This is a genomic window from Ilyomonas limi (genome assembly GCF_005233845.1).
Classification (GTDB): Bacteria; Bacteroidota; Bacteroidia; order Chitinophagales; family Chitinophagaceae; genus Ilyomonas; species Ilyomonas limi.
In genome coordinates this window covers 216,323-238,836 of record NZ_SZQL01000006.1, presented here as the reverse complement: position 1 = coordinate 238,836, position 22,514 = coordinate 216,323, and the positions used below count along the sequence as shown (strand labels likewise).

At 40.1% G+C, this 22,514-nt stretch carries 22 protein-coding genes; 15 read left to right on the top strand and 7 right to left on the bottom strand.

Annotated features, from left to right (window positions below; all coding sequences use genetic code 11):
• The first annotated feature begins 239 nt into the window (after nucleotides 1-239).
• Entirely contained in the window at nucleotides 240-812 is a 573-nt protein-coding gene (locus tag FC093_RS09885; protein ID WP_137261610.1) for a dihydrofolate reductase family protein, read from the top strand.
• 470 nt (nucleotides 813-1,282) lie between these two features.
• On the opposite strand, the gene FC093_RS09880 is transcribed toward FC093_RS09885, so the two are convergent.
• A complete protein-coding gene (locus FC093_RS09880) occupies nucleotides 1,283-1,657 on the bottom strand; it encodes a Fur family transcriptional regulator (protein ID WP_137261609.1) in 375 nt (124 codons plus the stop codon).
• Nucleotides 1,658-1,827: 170 nt separating this feature from the next.
• Between FC093_RS09880 and FC093_RS09875 the strand changes: the two genes are divergently transcribed.
• Both FC093_RS09875 and pncA read left to right on the top strand, forming a co-directional pair.
• Entirely contained in the window at nucleotides 1,828-2,736 is a 909-nt protein-coding gene (locus tag FC093_RS09875) for an NAD(P)/FAD-dependent oxidoreductase (RefSeq protein WP_137261608.1), read from the top strand.
• A 282-nt stretch (nucleotides 2,737-3,018) separates the two neighbouring features.
• Nucleotides 3,019-3,627, top strand: coding sequence for a bifunctional nicotinamidase/pyrazinamidase (gene pncA, locus FC093_RS09870; protein ID WP_137261607.1), 609 nt, complete (start codon nucleotides 3,019-3,021; stop codon nucleotides 3,625-3,627).
• 53 nt (nucleotides 3,628-3,680) lie between these two features.
• Here pncA and FC093_RS09865 read toward each other — a convergent pair whose 3' ends face one another.
• Complete coding sequence (locus FC093_RS09865) at nucleotides 3,681-4,778, bottom strand: hypothetical protein (RefSeq protein WP_137261606.1); 1,098 nt, start codon at nucleotides 4,776-4,778, stop codon at nucleotides 3,681-3,683.
• 204 nt (nucleotides 4,779-4,982) lie between these two features.
• Here FC093_RS09865 and FC093_RS09860 point away from each other — a divergent pair, with 204 nt between their 5' ends.
• Nucleotides 4,983-6,272 carry a PQQ-dependent sugar dehydrogenase gene (locus FC093_RS09860; RefSeq protein ID WP_137261605.1) on the top strand — a complete coding sequence of 430 codons (1,290 nt, stop codon included), beginning with the start codon at nucleotides 4,983-4,985 and terminating at the stop codon, nucleotides 6,270-6,272.
• Nucleotides 6,273-6,375: 103 nt separating this feature from the next.
• Here FC093_RS09860 and FC093_RS09855 read toward each other — a convergent pair whose 3' ends face one another.
• Nucleotides 6,376-8,637, bottom strand: coding sequence for a GH92 family glycosyl hydrolase (locus tag FC093_RS09855; protein ID WP_137261604.1), 2,262 nt, complete (start codon nucleotides 8,635-8,637; stop codon nucleotides 6,376-6,378).
• A 376-nt stretch (nucleotides 8,638-9,013) separates the two neighbouring features.
• On the opposite strand from FC093_RS09855, the gene FC093_RS09850 reads away from it, so the two are divergent.
• The 6 genes from FC093_RS09850 to FC093_RS09825 all read left to right on the top strand — a co-directional run bounded on the left by FC093_RS09850 (nucleotide 9,014) and on the right by FC093_RS09825 (nucleotide 11,966).
• Complete coding sequence (locus FC093_RS09850; protein WP_137261603.1) at nucleotides 9,014-9,202, top strand: cupin domain-containing protein; 189 nt, start codon at nucleotides 9,014-9,016, stop codon at nucleotides 9,200-9,202.
• Between the two features lie 113 nt (nucleotides 9,203-9,315).
• Nucleotides 9,316-10,023: an NAD-dependent epimerase/dehydratase family protein gene (locus tag FC093_RS09845; RefSeq protein ID WP_137261602.1), complete on the top strand. Its 708-nt coding sequence runs from the start codon at nucleotides 9,316-9,318 to the stop codon at nucleotides 10,021-10,023.
• A 170-nt stretch (nucleotides 10,024-10,193) separates the two neighbouring features.
• The gene (locus tag FC093_RS09840) at nucleotides 10,194-10,517 is read left to right on the top strand and encodes an ArsR/SmtB family transcription factor (protein WP_137261601.1); all 324 of its coding nucleotides are present in this window, start codon (nucleotides 10,194-10,196) and stop codon (nucleotides 10,515-10,517) included.
• A 6-nt stretch (nucleotides 10,518-10,523) separates the two neighbouring features.
• A complete protein-coding gene (locus tag FC093_RS09835) occupies nucleotides 10,524-10,988 on the top strand; it encodes an SRPBCC domain-containing protein (RefSeq protein ID WP_137261600.1) in 465 nt (154 codons plus the stop codon).
• A 6-nt stretch (nucleotides 10,989-10,994) separates the two neighbouring features.
• Nucleotides 10,995-11,378, top strand: a complete 384-nt coding sequence (locus FC093_RS09830) for a DoxX family protein (protein ID WP_137261599.1) — start codon at nucleotides 10,995-10,997, stop codon at nucleotides 11,376-11,378.
• 9 nt (nucleotides 11,379-11,387) lie between these two features.
• Entirely contained in the window at nucleotides 11,388-11,966 is a 579-nt protein-coding gene (locus tag FC093_RS09825; protein WP_137261598.1) for a YdeI/OmpD-associated family protein, read from the top strand.
• Between the two features lie 286 nt (nucleotides 11,967-12,252).
• Here the strand turns inward: FC093_RS09825 and FC093_RS09820 are convergent, their stop codons facing one another.
• Nucleotides 12,253-12,474: a DUF2795 domain-containing protein gene (locus FC093_RS09820; protein WP_076374923.1), complete on the bottom strand. Its 222-nt coding sequence runs from the start codon at nucleotides 12,472-12,474 to the stop codon at nucleotides 12,253-12,255.
• A 119-nt stretch (nucleotides 12,475-12,593) separates the two neighbouring features.
• On the opposite strand from FC093_RS09820, the gene FC093_RS09815 reads away from it, so the two are divergent.
• From FC093_RS09815 to FC093_RS09795, 5 genes are all read left to right on the top strand, one after another.
• Entirely contained in the window at nucleotides 12,594-13,250 is a 657-nt protein-coding gene (locus tag FC093_RS09815; protein WP_137261597.1) for an ABC transporter ATP-binding protein, read from the top strand.
• A gap of 143 nt (nucleotides 13,251-13,393) precedes the next feature.
• Nucleotides 13,394-15,499 (top strand): putative porin, encoded by a 2,106-nt coding sequence (locus tag FC093_RS09810; RefSeq protein ID WP_137261596.1) that lies wholly within the window; start codon nucleotides 13,394-13,396, stop codon nucleotides 15,497-15,499.
• A gap of 124 nt (nucleotides 15,500-15,623) precedes the next feature.
• The gene (locus FC093_RS09805) at nucleotides 15,624-15,965 is read left to right on the top strand and encodes a heavy-metal-associated domain-containing protein (protein ID WP_137261595.1); all 342 of its coding nucleotides are present in this window, start codon (nucleotides 15,624-15,626) and stop codon (nucleotides 15,963-15,965) included.
• An 87-nt stretch (nucleotides 15,966-16,052) separates the two neighbouring features.
• Nucleotides 16,053-16,544: a TlpA family protein disulfide reductase gene (locus FC093_RS09800; protein ID WP_137261594.1), complete on the top strand. Its 492-nt coding sequence runs from the start codon at nucleotides 16,053-16,055 to the stop codon at nucleotides 16,542-16,544.
• Nucleotides 16,545-17,896: 1,352 nt separating this feature from the next.
• Nucleotides 17,897-18,919 carry a PorP/SprF family type IX secretion system membrane protein gene (locus FC093_RS09795; RefSeq protein ID WP_137261593.1) on the top strand — a complete coding sequence of 341 codons (1,023 nt, stop codon included), beginning with the start codon at nucleotides 17,897-17,899 and terminating at the stop codon, nucleotides 18,917-18,919.
• Nucleotides 18,920-18,942: 23 nt separating this feature from the next.
• On the opposite strand, the gene FC093_RS09790 is transcribed toward FC093_RS09795, so the two are convergent.
• The 3 genes from FC093_RS09790 to FC093_RS09780 all read right to left on the bottom strand — a co-directional run bounded on the left by FC093_RS09790 (nucleotide 18,943) and on the right by FC093_RS09780 (nucleotide 22,384).
• The gene (locus FC093_RS09790) at nucleotides 18,943-19,428 is read right to left on the bottom strand and encodes a cytidine deaminase (RefSeq protein WP_137261592.1); all 486 of its coding nucleotides are present in this window, start codon (nucleotides 19,426-19,428) and stop codon (nucleotides 18,943-18,945) included.
• Between the two features lie 9 nt (nucleotides 19,429-19,437).
• Nucleotides 19,438-20,958, bottom strand: coding sequence for a signal peptidase I (gene lepB, locus FC093_RS09785; protein WP_137261591.1), 1,521 nt, complete (start codon nucleotides 20,956-20,958; stop codon nucleotides 19,438-19,440).
• A gap of 244 nt (nucleotides 20,959-21,202) precedes the next feature.
• The gene (locus tag FC093_RS09780) at nucleotides 21,203-22,384 is read right to left on the bottom strand and encodes an acetyl-CoA C-acyltransferase (protein ID WP_137261590.1); all 1,182 of its coding nucleotides are present in this window, start codon (nucleotides 22,382-22,384) and stop codon (nucleotides 21,203-21,205) included.
• Between the last annotated feature and the right edge of the window lie 130 nt (nucleotides 22,385-22,514).

Below are 22,514 nucleotides of genomic sequence, written 5' to 3'. Positions count from 1 at the left end.
TTGGCTGAAGCAATAACAATAGACTGTGATTCACTATCAGCAACAGTTACAGCAGACGAATAAATATCGGCTTTTTGTATTTACCTTCGACTACAGTTTTTCAACCTGCCTGCCGGCAGCTCGGCTGACGTTGGGGCAGAATGTATATTGAACGCCAGCCCATGACCAGGCCAGAGCCATTAGTGGTCATTGTAAAAAAACAATAACAAACCATAGACAACAATAAAAAACAGAACTGTATGAGAAAAATAATTTCATTTATGCACATATCGCTTGACGGTTTTGTGGCAGGGCCGAACGGAGAAATGGACTGGATTAAAGTGGATGAAGAAATTTTCGATTATATCGGTAAGCGCATAGGCGAAGGCGACACTGCATTATATGGACGAGTAACTTATCAGATGATGGAAAATTACTGGCCTACCGCAGGAGACGAGCCGACAGCGAGCAAGCACGACATTGAACATTCAAAGTGGTATAACAAAGCTCACAAGGTTGTTTTATCAAAAACAATGAAAGATGCAGATTTGACGAACACAACAATTATTAGCGACAACCTTTCGGACAGCATAAATGAAATAAAACAACAGGCAGGTGAAGATATCTTGCTCTTTGGCAGCCCGACCGCAACACATTCACTTATTCAACAAAACTTAATTGACGGCTACTGGCTATTTGTTAATCCAATTATTCTTGGACGAGGCATTCCATTGTTTGTAGACATAAAAGACAAAATAAAACTGAAATTATTGACGACCCGGCAATTTACTTGCGGGGTAACTGAACTGAATTACACAGTGAACAGACAATAACAACGAACCGCTAACATTGTTTTTTATACAGGTTGGGCTTGACCAGCAAACATCAGCAATTTGCAAATCAAGGCTTCAGTTTCGGCAGACGAATAACTACCGGCTGTTGTTCTTAATTTCATCTTCATATATTCAATCTTCCGAGCTGTGGACGGGCGGAAGACTAATCCCCAACCTGCATAAAACCCTGAACATTTTTTGTCATGCTATTCAGCGATTGTGCAAATTCAACTACAGGCTGACTACCAGAAATTTTACCTTTGATACAAGGCGTTTTAGAAGTTTAATCTGTTTTCATTACAGCATTTATATAGCTGATGAAGATGTTATTTTAAAGATAGTAACACGTAACTAATAGACACTTTTAGACCTTAGGAGAGAAGTGCCTGAACTACCAACAGGATAAATGACAAAACACTATTTCCCTCTATGCCAAACCTCCATCTGTAACGTACAACTTGCCTTAATTATTACGAGCATGAGGAGCAATAACCCGAAATAAATCCGTTGAAGTTTACAGCGTGATAACCTTTGGGAAGCTTACAATCAACTTCCTCAGGCAAACACTCTACCTTTCCGCATTGCAGGCAGCGGAAGTGGAAGTGATTGTGGCTGTGTTTTTTTTCAGCACAGTTTAGGCAATAGGCAAAATACTGTTTCCCATCGTCACCTATTATTTTATGAACAATACCATCATCGCAAAAGCTGTTCAGCACCCTGTAGATCGTTGCTCTATCCGCCGCATTGCCCAGTTCTGCCTGTAAAATTTCCTGGCTTACTGCTGTATCAGCCTTCTTTAAAGAGTCAAAAATCAATTGCTTTGTTTTTGTATTCCGCTTAGGCATAGTACAAATTTAAAACTTTATTGCGATATTGTCGCAATAACGAAAAAGCTGTTACCTTTACAAAATAACACCGGTGCTTACTTGCAGAAAATTGATAGCTCAACAGCATATCCTTTTTTGTCGTTTAGCCACTTGCCATTCTTTGTTTTTCATTTTAAAACCACAACTGTATGACAGATAAAAAAGATTTTGATGTAATTATAGTAGGCGGAAGCTATGCAGGCCTCTCAGCGGCAATGGCATTAGGGCGTGCGTTAAGAAATGTATTAATAATTGACAGCGGATTGCCTTGCAACAGACAAACACCCCATTCTCACAACTTCCTTACACAGGACGGAAAAACGCCGGGAGAAATTTCAGTTTTGGCTAAAGAACAGGTACTGAAATACAACACGGTACATTTCCGTCAGGACGTTGCAACAGCAGGAAAAAAGGTTGGGAATGGCTTTGAAATTACTACACAATCCAGCCGGATATTCACTGCCCAAAAACTCCTGTTTGCAACCGGCATAAAAGACGTGATGCCGGATATAAAAGGCTTTACAGCGTGTTGGGGTATTTCGGTTATTCATTGTCCTTATTGCCATGGTTACGAAGTAAGGAACGAAAAAACAGGTATTTTGGGGAATGGTGATCATGCGTTTGAATATGCCAAATTAATTTCTAACTGGACGAAGGATTTAACCTTATTTACCAACGGAAAATCGGCGCTTACCGGAGAGCAGACAAAAAAGCTGCAGGTGCACAACATTCCTGTTATTGAAACTGGAATTGACCGTTTTGAACATAAAAATGGATACATTGAACAAATCATTTTCAGGGATGGAACTGCCTCCTCAATCAAAGCAGTGTATTCAAAAGTACCGTTTATACAGCATTGTGATATTCCTGAAAAATTAGGTTGCGAACTGACTGAGCAGGGCTATATAAAAACAGGCGACTTTCAAAAGACTACTGTTGATGGCGTGTACGCCTGCGGAGATAATATATCGCCTATGCGTTCAGTATCTACTGCCATTGCAACGGGAACTTTTGCAGGTGCCGCGATAAACAAAGAGCTTATTGAGGAACAATTTTAAACGTAAAAAGAATGCAGTATATAGCTGCATGTTTTCCGTTATGGTAGCTGTACATAATGCGTACATATCAGGTAAAATATAAAAAGTATGTACTTAAAAAGATTGATTATACATAATAGCTGCGCCAGTTATTTCTAAAACGCGCTGCTATAAGGCAGGTTATCTGTGGCTAATTACATTTCCATTTGGTATAACAATGTGCAATTTAGAAATTCGGTAGTAGTATAATTTAAAGAATTCCCGTTCATAAAACTATACAATAATAACCATCACCTTTGCACTATGAAAGCACTGTTATTAATAGATATCCAAAACGATTTTATTCCGGGCGGTGCACTGGCGGTGCCTGGTGGCGATAAAATAATTGATACTGTAAATAAACTACAGGATCATTTTAATTTGGTTGTTGCCACACAAGACTGGCATCCATCCAACCACAAAAGCTTTGCTTCGCAACACGAAGGCAGGAAAATGTTTGAGAAAATAGAATTGGGCGGATTGGAACAAGTGCTTTGGCCAGACCATTGTGTACAGGGAACAAGCGGCGCTGCATTTTATCCAAAGCTGAATATGAATAGGATAGAAGCGATCTTTAGAAAAGGCACCAATTCTGCAATAGACAGCTATAGTGGCTTTTATGACAATGGTCATTTAAAGTCCACCGGGCTTGCCGATTATTTAAGAGGCAAAGGAATAACTGATGTATTCATTGTTGGATTAGCAGGTGATTATTGTGTATATTTTTCTGCCAAAGATGCCCTTGCTGAAGGCTTTCAAACCTATTTGATCGAAGGTGCAATTCGAGCTATTGATAATAATGACTTTGAAAAAGCAAAGCAGGACATTATCAGCAAAGGCGGTAAGATTATCAACAGTGATGAAGTGATGTAAAAGAGTCAACCTCACCTGTTAAACAAAAAACAAGCTTTTTAAGCGATAAAAATCTATTTAAAGAAATAAGCTATCCCTATGGTAGGGTAATTCACTATCAATTCGTATCGCCAATCCACTTTTACTGCCAGCCGCGAGGTAATAAAACCTTCCACACCCACTGCCGCAATAATATCTATACCATATTTCTGTCTTGCATCCATATTATTAATAACTGGTATCTTTTCTTTCTTAAAAGCAAAGCCTAAACCCGCTTCAATGTAAGGCTGTACCACACCTGTAGTAAAGTTATTCTGAAGGGTTAATCCTGCACTGTAAATATTATAAAAGCGCTGCTGTTTTACAGGTGGATTGGCGGGATTATAGTAGGAGTAATTGTATGCCTCTACCGTAGTACGCGACAAGTAAGAAAAGCCGGTGTTAATTGAGGTATTTTTACTTACAGAAGGCAAAGAAAAGCGTGCAATGATGCGCCCGGCATATTCCGACTGTTTACCTAACGGCAAAGCACCTGCATACGCATATATATTCATTTTCGACTTTGCTTTTACATAATAAGAAGTATTGTTAGCTGAAGGGGCTTTGCACTGATTGAGTTTTGTAGTATAAGCTATCAAACTTTTTTCGTTGTAATTTAACCGCTCCGGTTCACCAATGAGCTGGTTACAATCTATTGAAAGGAAATGAAGTATATTTTTGAAGTTTCCCTTTTCATCCAGTTGTCCATTCGTTAGCATCTTATCGTCGTACAGGCATACCGAAGTATCATTATTGGATATTATAAAATATTGCCTGTCACTCTTACGAAAAGCATACAAATCGTAATAGCCTTTGAGCAACAGCTTGGCAAAATATTGCTGTTGTGCTCCGTTTGCATCAATAAACGATACCAGTTGAAAGTGGTTTTCTCCATTAAAATAAAATGCCTTTACTTCTTTTACCGAATAAAACTGCGCCGGTGTTCCCGAAGCATTATTGCTGAACGTTATGCCGTTAGTTAAGTTGTTTTCTATGTCTTCTTTTAAATAACCATGCATTGTATCGGTAGGTGTAACTATATAACCCTCTTTGAAATTGGACTGGGCAAAGCTGAAGCGTGGTATTGCTGATAAAGTAATAAGAAACAGGGTTTGTAAAAGTCTTATAAACATACATTAGTTTGGTGCGGAAATGTATATGAAATTGTGAATACTTTCTGCCTGTATAAAGCATTTTAATTTTGTTATTCTTTTATCTTATAAGTACAAGCCAAAAAAACACTGCCATTATTGCCGGCTTACTAAACAAAATGCTTGGCTAAAGGCATACATCACTGTTAGTTCTTAATTTTACAATCTTAATCTAATAAGATAACCATGAAAAAAGCAGCATTTAAAGGAATATTGTTGCTGATGCTTGCAACCGGAATAATTGCAACAGCACCGCAATTGTCATTTGCCCAAACAAATAAATCCACGACCGGAAGCAACACTGCAAACAATGCAGGGTTGAAGCTACCAACAGGTTTTAATGCCACTATTGTAGCACCCAATGCAGGCAATGCAAGGCATATTGCAGTGACTAACGAAGGCGATATGTATGTAAAGCTGGCAAGACCAAACGGAAGTAAAAAAGGCATTGTAGTCATTAACAAAAGCGGTGAAGAGAATAATGGCTTTGGCGATTATGGCGGCACGGGTATAGCTATTAAAGATGGTTATCTGTATGCTTCTTCCAACAGCAATGTGTACCGCTACAAACTGGATGAAAATAATCATGTGATTGATCCCTCCAACCCCGAGTTGATTATTAAGGACTTGAAAATGGAGAACCAGCACGAATCGAAATCTATTGCATTAGATAATAACGGAAATATTTATGTAAACATAGGCGCCTATTCCAACTCATGCCAGGAGAAGGACAGAACAAAAGGTTCAATGGGCATGAAACCGTGTCCTATTCTTGATTCTGCAGGTGGCATTTGGATGTTTAAAGCCGATAAACAAAACCAGACATATGGCGATGGCGTGCGCTATGCAACTGGTTTACGCAATGTGGTGGGGCTTGACTGGAACAATGCAACCAACAGCTTGTTTGTAATGCAGCATGGCAGAGACCAGTTGCATGATATTTTTCCTGATTTATATACTACTGAACAAAGTGCCCAACTGCCGGCAGAGTGTATGTATGAGTTGCACCAGGGCGATAACGCAGGCTGGCCATACATGTATTACGATCAGATTCAGCATAAAAAAATACTGGCACCAGAGTATGGTGGCGATGGTAAAAAAGAAGCTGATGCAAGTTATATAGATCCGGTAATTGCTTTTCCGGGACACTTGGCACCAAATGGTTTGTTGTTTTATACCGGCGATATGTTTCCGGAGAAATATAAAAACGGTGCTTTTATTGCCTTTCATGGCTCGTGGAATAGAGCACCAGAACCACAAAAAGGAGCATTTGTAGCGTTTGTTCCCTTTAAGGATGGAAAGCCCAGTGGGGACTGGGAGATATTTGCCGACAATTTTGCTGGTCCGGATGGATATACTTCGCCCGGCAAAGCAAAGCATCGTCCCACCGGTTTGGCGCAAGGTCCGGATGGCGCTTTGTATGTAAGTGACGACCAGGGCGGAACGATTTATAAAATTGTTTATAAGGGTAAATAGGTGGATTGAATATTTACTATAAAGGCACGAAGCATTTTTAAATGCTTCGTGCCTTTATAGTAAATAAAAAATTTCGCGCTTTCGCATCGTAGCGGTTATTCAGTTATTCATAAACAGATTTAGGACGGTCATCTACAGTACTACCAAATTGCTTATTTGGCTGGCTGCCCATCGTTATTTTTAGTACACCACCATTCACAATATCCTCATGCATGAGGTAACTTTTGGTGTATGGCTTACCATTCAGTTCCATACTTTGTATATACATATTTTCGGGACTGTTATTTACAGCTTCCACCGTAAATGTTTTTCCTTCAGGTAAAGCAATTGTTGCTTTATCAAACAATGGGCTGCCCATTACATACGCATTATTTGCCGGAAATACGGCATAAAAACCAAGGGATGAAAATATATACCAAGCCGACATTTGCCCGCAATCTTCATTGCCACTCAATCCATCCATATCATCATGATACAAGTTGTGCAGAATATATCTCGCTTTTTCCGCAGTTTTCCATTGCTGTCCGGCATACGCATATAAATAAATGGTGTGATGCCCCGGCTCATCGCCATGTGCATACTGACCAATCAAACCGGTAATGTCTGGCGGTGCGTTCGGGTCGGGTTCTGCTGTGATAGTAAATAAAGAATCTAGCCTGCTGATGAACATTTTTTCTCCACCCAACAATTGCATTAAACCTTCCACATCTTCCGGCACCAGCCATAAGTATTGCCAGTGGTTGCCTTCACTCAAATCGTCAATCCACGGGTGAGAAGATTTGGTAGGGTTAAAAACCGGGTTCCATTTGCCATCGGCTTTTTTACCCCGAAAGAAGCCGGTGGATGAGTCAAAATATTGCCGGTAATTGTGATAGCGCTGTTGATAATAATTATAATCCTTTGCACTGTTCATGCTTTTTGCCATGAGTGCCACACTCGCATTAGATATGCTGTATTCCAACGCTTTTGCAAGTGATTCCTGAACAGAATCGGAAGGAATGTAGCGCAACGCTTTATCGTATTTCAGCCCAAATTCGTTGCGCATGGTAGATGCTTTTACCGCTTCAAAAGCAAGTTGTTTATCAAAGCCATGAAAGCCTTTTAAATATGCTTCGCAAACAACCTGCACACCACTCATGCCAGGCATCAGATTCGATTCGCAACCTTCTAAATGCCAGATGGGTAATTTACCTTGTTGTTGATAAATAGCTAACATGGAGTTGATAATATCATTCGTTCTTTCGGGCTGAATAATGGTGTATAAAGGATTGAGGGCGCGATATGTATCCCATAATGAAAAGATCGTATAGTTGTTGAAGGCTGCTTTTGGATATACTTTCTTATCGGTGCCGCGATAATCTTTATTATGATCATTAAACAAAGCCGGATCAATCATGGTGTGATATAAAGCAGTGTAAAATATTGTTTTATCCGTATCACTTTTAGCTTCAATCTTTATTTTAGACAACTCTTTATTCCATTTTTCATCTGCCTGTTTTATTATTTTATCAAAGTCCCAGTCCGGAATTTCGGCTGCAATATTCGCCAGCGCATTATCGGCACTCACCGGCGAAATACCTACTTTCAGCATCAGCTTTTCCGGTGCTTTATCAAAAGAAATTAAGCCTTTTACTGCTTTTCCATTTCCCTTTTTACCTCTTAATAATGTACTATCGTCATATACCACAAAATCTTTCAAAGGCAGCGAAGATTTAATGGCAAAAAACAACTGTTGATTGTTTGCCCAGCCTTTGGAAAAACGATAACCTTTTAGTGTATAGTCATCTATCTGTTCTATGTAAGTGTCCATTGCTTTATCGCCAATGCCTTCTTTCAAATCAATAATCACATGTGCTGCTTTATCCTGCGGAAAATGATATTGATGAAAGCCCACGCGCTCCGAAGCAGTCAACTGTACATCAATGTTGTAATCGTCGAGCTTTACCGCATAATAGCCTGGCTTAACGGTTTCGCGTGCATGAGAATAGTGCGAAGCATAACCGGAGGATGGATGCTCTTGCGTGCCTTTATCTGTTTTAATTGCACCGGTATAAGGCATAATTAATACATCACCTAAATCGGAACCGCCGGTGCCGCTGAGATGCGTATGCGAAAAACCAATGAGAATACTATCCGAAGCATGATAACCCGAGCACCAATCCCAGCCTTTAAAAATATTATTGGCCCCAAGCTGCACTGCTCCAAAAGGAACGCTGGCGCCTACAAACACGTGCCCGTGCCCGCCCGAGCCAATCATAGGGTCAACAAAGGAGGTATAGCTTTGTGCCGTTGCTTGCAATGAAATGAAAATAAGAAGCAGTAAATTTTTTCTTATGCATACAAACAAGGGATGAACATATTGCATTAGTGAGGAATTTTTTAAACCGTTTAAAAATGAAAACAGTGGTAAAAGTACAAGGTAGTTGCATAGCTTTAACTCTGCATTATTTTTTCTAATATTTTGATATGTATGTAGTAAAAGGCCTGTTTTCAATTGTATGATGCACTATTTATATGCAACAGGAGCATAGAAAAAAACACATTGAGAGAGCCTATATGAAACCTATGTTCCTATGTTGCCTATGTGGTAAAAACTACCTTTCTGCCATTAAAACAAGGACAAAAACAGATACATGGAAAAAGTAAACCTTGCAGAAAATTTTTTTCTTTTTTAACGATTACCGGAACTCAGGATTTGTAGGGGAGTTGAACGTGCAACAAGTAAACTTAAAGATGCGCTTGTGTGGCATAAACAAGATAATGAAGAGGAACGGTTTTATGTAATAAGAGACAATTTTACTATGGAGTTTCGCGATAAAAAGATAGAAATAAATGAACATGAATTTTTGATAGTAGCTAAAGGTGTTGAGCATCGGCCGACAGCGGAAAGTGAAGTACGGTTATGTTGTTTGAGCATGCTGCCACTGTAAATACAAGGAAGTACGAGAGGAAAACTAAAGAGAGATAATTTGGAAACAATCTAACCACACAATTCCTCCGGCTTGTAAAGTAGCCATATCTTTAAACTACAATTACTTACATCATGGATAGTTTTCCGAATGAAAAGATCAGGGTTATCATTACCGGCAGCACGGGCATGGTAGGCGAAGGTGTGCTGTATGTTTGCCTGCAACATCCGGCAGTAGAAGCCGTATTGGTTATCAACCGAAAGCCATGCGGCATTGCTCATCCTAAACTAAAGGAAATTATTCATGCTGACTTTTACAACCTTTCTGCAATTGAGAACCAGCTTGGTGGTTATAATGCCTGCTTTTTTTGTCTGGGTGTTTCTTCCATTGGCATGAAAGAGCCTGAGTATTTTAATGTTACTTACACGCTTACTATGGGTGTGGCTGAAACATTAAGTAAGTTGAATAAAGACATGACTTTTTGCTACATATCTGGTGCTGGCACCGATAGTTCGGAAAAAGGCAGGCGTATGTGGGCAAGGGTAAAAGGCAAAACGGAGAATGATTTGATGAAGTTGCCTTTTAAAGCGGTATATGCTGTACGTCCGGGTTTTATTCACTCTTTCAAAGGCTTGCAGCATACCCACCCGTTTTATAAGTATATCAGTTGGATGTTTCCGATAGGAAGAAGCGTGTACCCGAAAGGTTTTTGTACTATGAAAGAGCTGGCGCTCTGCATGATTTATCTGGCACAAAACGGGTTTGAAAAAAGGGTAGTGGAAGGAAACGATATTATTGCGCTGGCGGCAAGGCTAAACGACCGTATAACCCTACATTCTTAAAGTCAGCGGGGTATTTGTCTGCCGGCAAGTCATTATTCGGCAAACATAATCCAACATCAACAGCACAACTCCTCTCAGCTATTTTTGTAACACAACCTCTCACTGATCTTTACAGAAAAATTTGTGTAGTTAAATAGCTACGCTTATATTTGTAGTCAAATAACTACACAATGAACCTAAGGCGAGACGTTTTTCAAGCCATAGCAGACCCAACAAGAAGGGCAATACTTTTGTTGGTTGCTTCGCAAGCGATGACCGCAGGAGCCATAGCTTCAAACTTCGATACAGCAAGACCCACCGTTTCAAAGCACTTGCAAATACTCACCGAGTGCGAACTGCTAAAGCAAGAGCAAAACGGCAGAGAGATGTATTATCATTTAAATCCTCAAAAAATTAAAGAGGTAGCAACCTTTATTGAACCGTTCCGCAAGCTGTGGGACGACCGGTTTGATAAGCTGGAATCTATCATGAAGAATTACAAATCAAAAAAGTAGAATGATATGGAACGGAAAACGAAAATTAATGCAGAAGATGGTAAGCAGGAAATAGTAATCACAAGGGAATTTGACTTGCCTATAGCATTACTCTTTACAGCATATATTAATCCCGAAATTGTTGAGCAATGGATGGGGACAAAAGTGCTTAAACTAGACAGTAAAAAACATGGTAGTTACCAGTTTGAAACTACCGATCCGAAAGGGAACAGACACTATTTTAACGGAACAATTCACGAGCTTGTTCCTGATCAAAAAATCACCCGGACGTTTGAAATGGAAAATACCTCTTTCCCCGTTCAGCTCGAGTTTTTAAGTTTTGAAAAACTTACAGACGAAACAAGCAAACTCACTATGCACATCGTGTATAAATCAGTTGCAGACCGGGACAATATGCTAAAGCTACCTTTTGCACAAGGTATAAATATGGCGCATAACCGATTACAAGACATCGTAAGCAAACTAAAATAACACATCATGACCAAGAGAAACAAAATCATCTATTGGGTAACCACGCTTTGGCTTGCCTTAGGAATGGTATCAACCGGTATTGTGCAAATATTTAAAATGGAAGAGGAAGCAGAAAAGATGCAGAATTTAGGCTATCCATTGTATTTTCTCACAATTATAGGTGTTTGGAAAATGTTGGGAGTAATAGCGGTGCTTAGTCCTAAACTTCCTTTGTTAAAAGAATGGGCGTATGCAGGCTTTTTCTTTGTTGCATCAGGCGCTGTATTCTCTCACTTATCCAATGGTGACAGTCCTGAAGAACTTTTTGGGCCTTTACTGTTACTTGTTCTAACTGTATTATCGTGGTATTTCAGGCCTGCGAATAGAAAAGCGATTTTAGTTAATCAATAAATAAACGTTATGAACCCAAAAGTTGATTGGTTTTTTAATAAAGAAACAAACTGGCAGGAAGAATATGCAACATTAAGAACGATTGTCCTTGATTGTGGTTTAACCGAAGAATTGAAATGGGGAGTTCCTTGTTACACCTTTCAGAAGAGCAACATCGTATTAATTCATGGATTTAAGGAATACTGCGCGCTTCTCTTCCACAAAGGGGCTTTATTGGCAGATGGTCATAATATTCTAATACAACAAACAGAATATGTTCAGGCTGCAAGGCAAATCAGGTTTAAAAATCTTGCAGAAATTGAGGAGAAAGCAACTATTTTGAAAGCATATATTTATGAAGCTATGGAAGTGGAAAAAGCGGGATTGAAAGTTGCTTTCAAAAAAACAACGGAATATAACATACCGGAAGAATTTCAGAAGAGATTGGATGAGAACAAAGCATTGAAAACCGCTTTTGAGCGTTTGACACCTGGGCGACAAAGGGGCTACCTCCTTTACTTTTCACAACCTAAACAACCCAAAACCCGAATGTTGAGAATTGAAAAAAGCATAGCGCAAATGCTGGCAGGAAAAGGGTTGGACGATTGATAAAGATTTATTATAGTTTTATGAATACGCAATAGGAGAAAAGTTTTGATTGACAAAATGCCTGAATACACTCTGATACCGATGACCGGGTATGAAACCCTTCCAGCGTTGGTAAAGTGTAAAGTGGTAAGTCTTGCAGAAGTACGTACAGGTGTTGAAAGGAGTGATAGCGCTTGTAGCGCCACAGGCTACACCCAAAACTCCATAATGGCACTACTGCTTGATACCTAAAAACAAAAAAGCTATCCAAAAGGATAGCTTTTGCTCTTTTATAAAAAAGAATGACTTAATACTCATCTTCGTTAAACATGAAGTCTTCCTGACTTGGATAATCGGGCCAAATATCCTCGATGCTTTCATACACTTCGCCTTCATCTTCGAGTTCCTGTAGGTTTTCTACCACTTCGATGGGTGCTCCGGAACGGATGGCGTAGTCAATTAGTTCGTCTTTGGTTGCAGGCCAAGGTGCATCTTCGAGGTAACTTGCTAATTCGAGTGTCCAGAACATAACAGCCGTTTTAAAATTTTTGCAAATGTAGCAGTTCAAATGGTATTTCCAAATGTAGCTTTATCACCTGCATGTAAATAATTGTATAAAGTTTATTTATTCAATACGTTTGCAAATCTATGCTGGTTGCAAAAGAAATTCATAAAGCTTACGGCGTTTTAGATGTACTTAAAGGCGTGAGCTTGCAGATCAATAAAAAGGAGATCGCTTCTATCATTGGCTCGTCGGGTGCGGGCAAAAGTACGCTGCTGCATATACTCGGCACCTTAGATACGCCCGATAGTGGTGAAATTTATCTGAATAATACGGCATTGCATACGCTTAAGGGCAAAGCACTCGCTGCTTTTCGCAATAAATACATTGGTTTTGTATTTCAGTTTCACCATTTACTGCCGGAGTTTACAGCACTGGAAAATGTGTGTATTCCGGGCTGGATTGCCGGACGCAAAAGAAAGGAAACCGAACAGCAAGCCATTAAACTGTTACAAACGCTTAACCTTGGTAAACGGCTTGATAATAAGCCGCAAGCCTTAAGTGGCGGCGAGCAGCAACGCGTGGCAGTGGCAAGAGCTTTGATTAACAATCCTTCTATTGTATTTGCCGATGAACCAACCGGCAACCTGGATAGTACGAATGCCAAAGAACTGCACCACTTGTTTGTAGAGCTGCGCGATCAGTTTAATCAAACTTTTCTCATAGTAACCCACAACGAAGAGCTTGCAGGCATGAGCGACCGCGTATTGCACATGCGCGACGGGCAGATTGTGGCGGAATAAATATGGTGAATGGTGAATCATCTATTATAAACTTTTAGGATTGTTAAGTTGCTCCGCATTATCAGCCCCATCAGTATCAAATCTGTGAGGAGATCAAACTATTTGTCAGCTCAATCTGCGATCAAAAACCATGAGTTTAATCTGTGGTCAACAAAGCCTTTTATCGTTTCATTCACAGCTTTCCGTTTACTTTGCAGCTTTGTACCGCTTTGCGCATATTTATAACTCATAAAATACTCTATGGTGCTGCTTTGCTGATGTTGGTATTCATCAGCAAGCAAGCCGGTGCGCAAAGGGATATTTCGCAGCGGCTGAGAGGATTAAGCGGCGGCATGCAAAACAGCAGCGGCGGTAAAGATTCGCTACAGCATCGCGATCCAAACGAAGATTCTATTACCATCAGCTATCGTTATTACGATTCTAGCCGGGTAAATAAATTAGATTCTTCCGTTTCCGATTTTTACACGCGCTTTCCGGTACCTTATTATTATATTGATTTAGGGAATAATGGAACTGCTGCGCGTTCTTTCATTTTTAATCCTGATATGAAACCCGGTTTTGATGCCGGTTTTCATTCTTACGATATTTACCGTTACACCATTGACGGCACTAAGTTTTATACCTCCACGCGGCCCTATACAGAACTGGCTTATTTGCTTGGCAGTAATTCGGAGCAGGTAATTGGCTTGCTGCATACGCAAACACGAAAGCAGGGCAGGTTTAATTTTACATTTGATTACCGGCTTATCAACTCGCCGGGTGCCTTTAAAAATCAAAATACGGCGCATTCGGGTTTGCGGGTGAGCGGATCTTATCAAACCGAAAACAAACGCTATGGTTTATCCTTCATTTATATAAAGAACCGGCTTAAATCGAGCGAGAACGGCGGACTGCAAAATCCGGATGATCTGAAAAACTTATCGCTTGGCGACCCGTTTGGTGCTTATACAAGATTGGGGACTGCCCTTAGCGACCAGGGCAGAAACCCGTTTAGCACCAATGTTGCCATTGGCACCAACTACGACGAGGGTACATTTCTCTTGCGGCATTTTTATGACTTTGGGCAAAAAGATTCCCTTCAGGTCAATGATTCTACGATGGTGCGTCTTTTTTATACAAGGCTCCGGTTTCAGCATACGCTTACCTATTCTACTAACGAGTATAAGTACAACGATCTGGCGCTGGACTCTTTAGATTACGCTACTTATTTTAATTATCACCCCAGGGGCGATTCCATCCTTTTTAGCGATAAATGGAACGACTTAACCAATGAGTTCAGCATTTATACGTATCCCGATAAAAAAAATACAGCCCAGTTTTTAAAAGTAGGCGCGGCCTTGCAGCTTCTGCAGGGTACATTTAGCAACGATTCTGCCAATACAGGACCTACACATTACAACAATACTTATTTGGTAGGAGAATATCGCAACCGCACCAAAAACAAAAAATGGGATTTGGAAGCAGCCGGACGATTGTATGTAACCGGCGGCTCCAGCGGCGATTACAGTGCTTACATTAGCCTGCAACGCGAACTGAGTAAAAAAGTAGGCTCGTTGCAGGTGGGTTTTCAAAACGTAAACAAATCGCCCACGTATGTAAGCGAAGGTTTCGGTTCTTTTCCGGTCAGGCCAAAAGAAAACCTGAATAAAACCAATATTTCACGCCTGTTTGCTGCCGTTTATCTGCCGGCATTGCAGTTGCATTTAACGGGTAATTATTATGCGGTAACCAATTATATTTATTACGATTCTTTCCAGACCAGCAATCAATATTCCGGTTTGTTCAATGTACTGGATATTGGTTTGGATAAGCGTTTTCGCCTTGCCAAACATCTTGCATGGTACACCGATGTGCATTTTCAGCAGGCGCCCGGCAATCCGCCGGTACATTTGCCGGCAATATTCATGCGTAACCGTTTTGCTTTTGAAGGTAATTTCTTCAAAAATCTGGACCTTTCTACAGGCATCGAAATACGGTATTATACACCTTACAAAGCAGATAATTACTCCCCACTTACCGGACAATTTTTCTATCAGAATGATATTACGATCAATAACCGCCCTGATGTCAATGCTTATCTAAATTTCCGGATTAAGAGTTTTAAAGGCTTTGTGCGTGCGGAGAATTTAAATACATTGGATAGAAATGGTAAGTCAGTTGGCTTTACCCATTACAATTTTGTAGCGCCGAATTACCCCCAAAATGCTTTCTGGCTGCGGTTTGGCGTTTGGTGGAGCTTTGTAAACTGATTATTTAACAATTACATTTTCACCTTTTTGTAGTACGTAGGGTATTTTTGTAAGAAGAAAAGTGCTATAATTAATTGATTTTAGTTTATTTATTCTGAAATATTTACAAAATACAAAGATTTATATGAAACGACTTGTTCTGTTTACCTTGTTGACTGTTTTTGGATTGAGTGCGTTTGCAAATGAAAATACTGATAGTGTAAAAGTAAACGGCAATTGCGGCAGTTGCAAAAAACGTATTGAAAAAGCGGCTATGGATGCCGGTGCTATCTCGGCAAACTGGAGCGATGAAACCCAGATTTTAGCTGTAAAATACGATGATGCAAAAACGAGTCTGCTGGCTATTGAGAAGAAAATTGCATCGGTTGGTCACGACACGCGCGATGTAAAGGCACCGGATGCGGCTTACAAAAATCTGGAAGAATGTTGCCAATACGACCGTACCAAAATGACTCCAGTGCAATAATAAAGTAGTAAATATTGTATCTTCAACCTGCAGCAGATTGTCCTTTTGCAGGTTGAAGCTTTTATAAGATAATTTTCAAACAAACTCATGGTTAGGTTATTCCGCATCTTTATTGTTGTACTGCTGTTTACAGCCATTTGCAATAGTTCATTTGCACAGTCTATGCACGAAGGGCAGAAGGCTCCAGAAATTCTTTTGCCAAATACCAAAGGCGATAGCGTGGCACTTTCTTCGTCTCTTAAAAGTAACAGATATGTGCTGATTGACTTTTGGGCAAGTTGGTGCGGTCCTTGCCGCCGCGCCATGCCGGGATTGAAAAAGTTGTATAGTAAGTACCATGCTAAAGGATTGGAAATTTACAGTATTTCGCTGGACGAAAACGCGAATGCCTGGAAACGCGCTTTATTTGAGGATGGCACTAAATGGCTGCACGTGATAGACCAGCAAGGCAATACTGCTAATAACTGGGGCGTAAGTTTTATCCCCAACACCTATTTGCTTGACGGCAATCAAAATATCATAGCCATCAATGCCGAGCCGGATGAATTGGATAAGTATCTCCAGGGTAAACTACAGTAACTGTTTCTCGGTTTCCACTTGCTATTTATATTGAATAATTTTTCTTATGTTAAGATGTTTGTAGCTATCAGCTTTTATGGGGGAAGAGCGGAGAAACCAATGCAGATTTGAGTGAAGCATTTTAGAAGGAGTTCTTGACAGCAAATGGTCTTTGTAAGCATAGACATATACATCCGTCTCCTGCAAAATATTTAACTCTGCAAGAATAGAGCGTTCATTTCCATCAGGCGCTGCCGCAAACGTTTTATTTCAACTTTATTAAAAATATATTGTTTATCATTAGTCAATTCTTTTGCTGAATGATATAATACTTCACTACAGTAAGGGAAGAAATAAAAATTTGTTGATAGGGATATATAGAAAAAAAGCCTGTAATTTCAGTTCCATATCAATTTGTTAATCCTGTTACCGCTTCAGGCGCCCTAATCTACAAAACAGATGAAATTATTACATCGCTTTACCAATTAGCACATCTTTAATCCCAAAAGGGTGATATTTTGCTGTTTCGTATGTTCCATTTCTTTGATACATTAAGCTGAAGTTTTGGGTTAATAAAGCCTATTTCAGTTTACTTAACAGTGATATTCTTTTTTCTAGCATCTCCTTATAAGCAGCAAAGCTGTTTTTTAACTGCAGCTCGATTAAATTAGCGTTCAATGAAAGCTTCTGACATCAATTTAATCTTTGCACCTTCCCCTGTGTTATGAGGTTCAATCTACAAGTGTCCTAAGCCTGCTGAAGCACAAGTCTGCATTATGTCCTTACAAATAAAACAAAACAACCTGGGCATAGTAGTAAAATCCAATTAAGCCATCCATATTGATTTAAGATTTAGCATAAGCTGCTTCGCTTTGCCAGTAAGAAAACTTGTTGCCCTGCTTACAACTATAAAAGGCATGTTTAGAATACCGGTAGTTTCAGCCTGTGTTCACTTCCAAATCAATATAAGTTATACTTCATCATTTATATCCACTTAAAACCTGTTAGAGGCAAGAAATTCATATAATATACATAACTAATTTAATTAGCTATTATATGCTAAGTTGGATATAATTTTATACTAACTTCATTAGTTCCATATCTTATAATATAATGCTTATTTACAACTAATTATATCATTCACATTAATTTTTAAAGCATACTTAAACATTTAAAACAACCTTAATACTTATTAAATGAACTTAAATACTTTAGTAAACTTTAAATTATATTAAATGATTGATCATCAATTAATTTAAATATCCAATTGTATAAAATAGATAAGAAGACAATTATTAAAGATTATTTTACAAGTATGTGTCCGAAAAAACAAATAGCGCCTGCTATTAAGGATAAAATATTAATTTGTATTCATGCGACTGCTTATTATAATTGCCCTTTTTGCCAATTGCACCATTACTTCCGCGCAACAACGACCTTATTATACCCAATATGTTCTCAATACTTATATTATCAACCCGGCAGTAGCGGGTATTGAAAATTATACTGATATAAAAGTGAGCCACCGGCACCAGTGGATGGGCATTGACGGAGCGCCCATTACTACATATATTACTATACAAGGTCCAGTACATAAAAGCACGGAAAAGCGGGAGAGCCCGACCAGTTTTCATCCAGTCGGAGAGAACCCACGCGGAGAGCAATATTGGAATGATTACACTGCTACAGATCCACACGCCGGAGTTGGTGTAACTATTTTAAACGATAAAACCGGTCCACTCAACCGGTTTTCCTTTACAGCAGCTTATGCGTATCATTTGCCGTTAACACAAAAAATGAGTATCAGCGGTGGCATTTCAGCCGGCATTCAGAATATGAGTCTGAATACCAATAAGTTGTATTTTGGTCAAAATACTGGAATAGACCCGGCTATTGCCGGGACAGGCACTTTGCATACCTGGAAACCAGATATTAATGCCGGATTGTGGTTGTATTCGGCTCACTTTTTTACAGGCATAGCAGCGCAAAATATTGTTCCGGCAAGTTTTGCTTTTGATGATGATACCGTAAAAAAACAATCAGGCAGGTTAGTTCCACACCTGTTTTTTACGTCAGGCTATCGTTTCTTACTTACAGAAGACATCAATTTTTTGCCAGGTATTATGATTAAATACCTGCAACCGGGAGTGGTTAGCTACGATTTTAATGCGAAATGCCAGTATAGGGATTTTCTATGGATAGGCGCCTCATACCGGTATAAAGACGGTTATGCAGCGATGTTGGGTTTAAATATCAATAATACCTTTAATATTAGCTATGCTTACGATCAAACTACTTCTGCCTTAAAGCCGGTGACCGGTGGAAGCCATGAAATTTTGATTGGATTTTTGATTGGCAATAACTGGGGCGATTGGTGCCCCAGAAATGTTTGGTAATAAAAATTATGTTAAGTAGTACTTTACTCCGTAACTCCCAACTGAAAAGCTAAGGGGAGTAGCATGGCAATAGAAGGAATAACAAACACAGGGCCGGTAGTGCCACTCAGTATCAATCGCATGGGCATATCCATTCTTAATTCATATTCTGTCATTACCTGCCGGCAAAGTCCGCAAGGTGTAACCGGCGTGTCACTGCTACCTTTTAAATGATGGTAAGTAACTGCCATCACTTTAACAGCTACATTAGGAAAGAGCTGCGCCGCAGATGCAAGCAAAGCTCTTTCGGCACAAATACCCGCCGGAAAGCTGGCATTTTCCTGGTTACTGCCAGTTACAATTTCATTATTAGCAAGCAGGGCAGCAGCACCAACTAAAAATTGGGAATAAGGGGCGTATGCACTTTTAGTAGCCTCGCTCGCTTTTTGCAGTAACAATTTATCCTGCCCCGAAAGCTGAGCAGCCGAACTATACTCCTCAAATTGAAAACCGAAATCTCTGATTACCATTAGCTTCCATTATTGGATTACCTTAAAAATGCGGTTCCAACGCGGACCTTTATCCCAGCTAAACCATATTAATGATGCTTTACCTACGATATTAGTTTCCGGTACAAAGCCCCAATAGCGGCTGTCCTGGCTGCGATGGCGGTTATCACCCATCATCCAGTAATAATTATATTTGAAAGTGTAAGTAGTAGCAGGCTTGCCGTTTATTGTATAAGAATTGCCGTTTTCTACTAACGTATTATGTTCGTACACACTAATAACTCTCCGGTACAGTTCAATATTCTGCGGCGATAGTGTAATAGTAGCGCCTTTTGCAGGAATAGTAATAGGACCATAATTATCTCTGTTCCAGTGAAAAAGGGTAGTATCATACGGAAAAACATCCGGGTTTTCTTCCACCTCATTGTACATCGTTACTTCTTTTACATGTGGCTGATGCCTCACTTTTTCTGCGCCTTCAGGCGTAAGATTCAAAAAATAGGTGTTGCCGTTTGCTGTGTAATAATTTCCATCCTTATCGTAAGCTGTTTCCTCTTCTGTAAACTGATAGTTCAATTCATTTTGCAGGAAATCCAGCGACAGGGGCGTACCGTCGGTAATGACTTTATAATCTATCATAGCGGTAGGCGGATGGTAGGCCTTCTTATTATTTATATATAATTCACCATTTTTTACCTGCAAAATATCGCCGGACACACCTACACACCTTTTTATATAGTTGTCGGTTTTATCCATCGGGTGTACAATAATGTCATGTTCCGAACGAAGCCGGTCGCGGTTGCCACCGTAGTTTTTGCGCAGCACATCGTAATACGGGTTCTCGCTCATATAGCCAGGTTCGTTGATAATAGTGTCACCGGCAGGAAAATTAAACACTACCACATCATAACGCTTTACTTCGGTAAAGCCCGGCAGCCGTTTGTAAGGCAATTGGATCCAGGTAAGGTAAGAAGGTGTGGTTTGCGAGAAAGGCATGGTATTGTGCACAAATGGAAAGCTCAGCGGCGTTTGCGGAATACGGGGTCCGTAACTCATTTTGTTTACAAAAAGAAAGTCATTAACCAGTAAAGTTCGCTCCATACTGCCGGTGGGGATCACATATGCCTCAAAAATAAAGGTGCGGATAAGGGTAGCAGCAACTATGGCAAAAACGGCGGCATCAATCCATTCGCGCGAAGCTGGCTTTTTGTACAGCTTCATTATTTCGTGCCCTTTGTATCTTTCTTTTGAAAAGCCTAAATAGGGAAAATAGATAAATGGCAGAAAAACGGTAAGTGCATGGTCAATAACGGTAAATTTACCAAAGTGCATTACAAAAATGATGGTAATCCAGATGGTAACAAACTGTCCGGCAATCGGTATCAACTGTAGCCAGAACCACACTTTTGGAATTTTACATTTTTCTACTATACACCAGGTGTTGTAAAATGGAATGAACGCTTTCCATGGCGTAATACCTGCTTTCTTAAACATGCCATACATGCCAATGTGCCAGCCTAACGTACCAATAATAAAGAGAACCCAACCCATAATTTTAGCTTAAGGTGAGCAAATGTACCATTATAAATTACCTGTCAAAACGAAAGCATACAAAGTTTTCTTAAGAGATTGTTTATTGTTAGCTGTTAATTGTCAATGATGTAGTGTGTGGTGAGCTGTGAATAGTGACCGGAGAGCTGCTGATTGTGAATACGAAAGGGGAGTAAAAATTGGAACTTACGTAATTTTCCGGGTTTACTTCAATCACCACTCGCAAATTCACCGTTCACAATAACTACATCACCTCTATCACCATGGCACTGGCGCCACCACCACCATTACAAATACCTGCAGCACCCAGCTTAGCATTATTTTGTTTCAAAACATTAATAAGAGTAACCAAAATGCGCGCTCCGCTGCAGCCTAACGGATGACCTAAGGATACGGCTCCGCCATGCACATTCACTTTTTGGGGATCAAGATTCATTTTTTGAATATTGGCGATACCTACTACCGAGAAAGCTTCGTTCAATTCAAAAAAATCAACATCGCTCATTCTCAGCCCGGCTTTACTTACTGCTTTGGGCATTGCAAGCGAAGGCGAAGTGGTAAACCATTCCGGCGCCTGCTCTGCATCGGCATAGCTGCGAATAATAGCTAATGGTTGTAGGCCTAATTCGTTTGCCTTATTCCTGCTCATCAGTACCAGCGCAGCTGCACCATCATTCATAGTGCTGGCATTAGCAGCAGTTACAGTGCCTTCTTTTACAAAGGCCGGTTTTAATTCGGGTATTTTATTAAACTTTACGTTATAAGGCTCTTCATCTTTTGCAATTACCAACGGTTCTCCTTTCCGCTGAGGAACAGTAAGTGGTACTATTTCATCCAGAAAAGCACCATTTTCCCATGCTTGCTGACTTCTTTTATAACTTTCAATTGCAAAAGCATCCTGTTCACCGCGACTGATATTACACTCCTGCGCACATAGTTCGGCGGCATTGCCCATTGCATAATTATTATATACATCGGTCAAACCATCTTTTGCCAAACCATCAATTAGTTGCACGTTGCCGTATTTGTTGCCCCAGCGTTGCGAAGGGTTATAATACGGCACGTTGCTCATACTTTCCATACCGCCGGCAACAATTATATCTGCATCACCCAGCGCAATGCTTTGCGCTGCAATGGCAACTGCTTTCATGCCACTGGCACACACTTTATTTACAGTAGTAGCAATTACGTTTTCGGGCAAGCCCGCCTGCATAGAGGCCTGGCGTGCCGGCGCTTGGCCCAAATTTGCCTGCAGCACACAGCCCATTATCACCTCCTGAACCTGCTGTGGCTGAATGCCTGCTTTTTCTATGGCTGCTTTAATGGCAACAGCACCTAACTGCGTAGCTGAAAAATCTTTAAGACTGCCGCCAAAACTGCCAATAGGCGTGCGAACTGCCGATACAATACAAACTTCTTTATTCATGGCAAATGCAATGTTTAAGACCGCAAAGATAAGAGCGATGCCGGTGCGGGAGTTGTGCGGTTTTGATAAAGTTTGATGATGATGAAGCGGGAAACAGAAGGAGCTTTTGAATGGGTAGGATCATTAAACT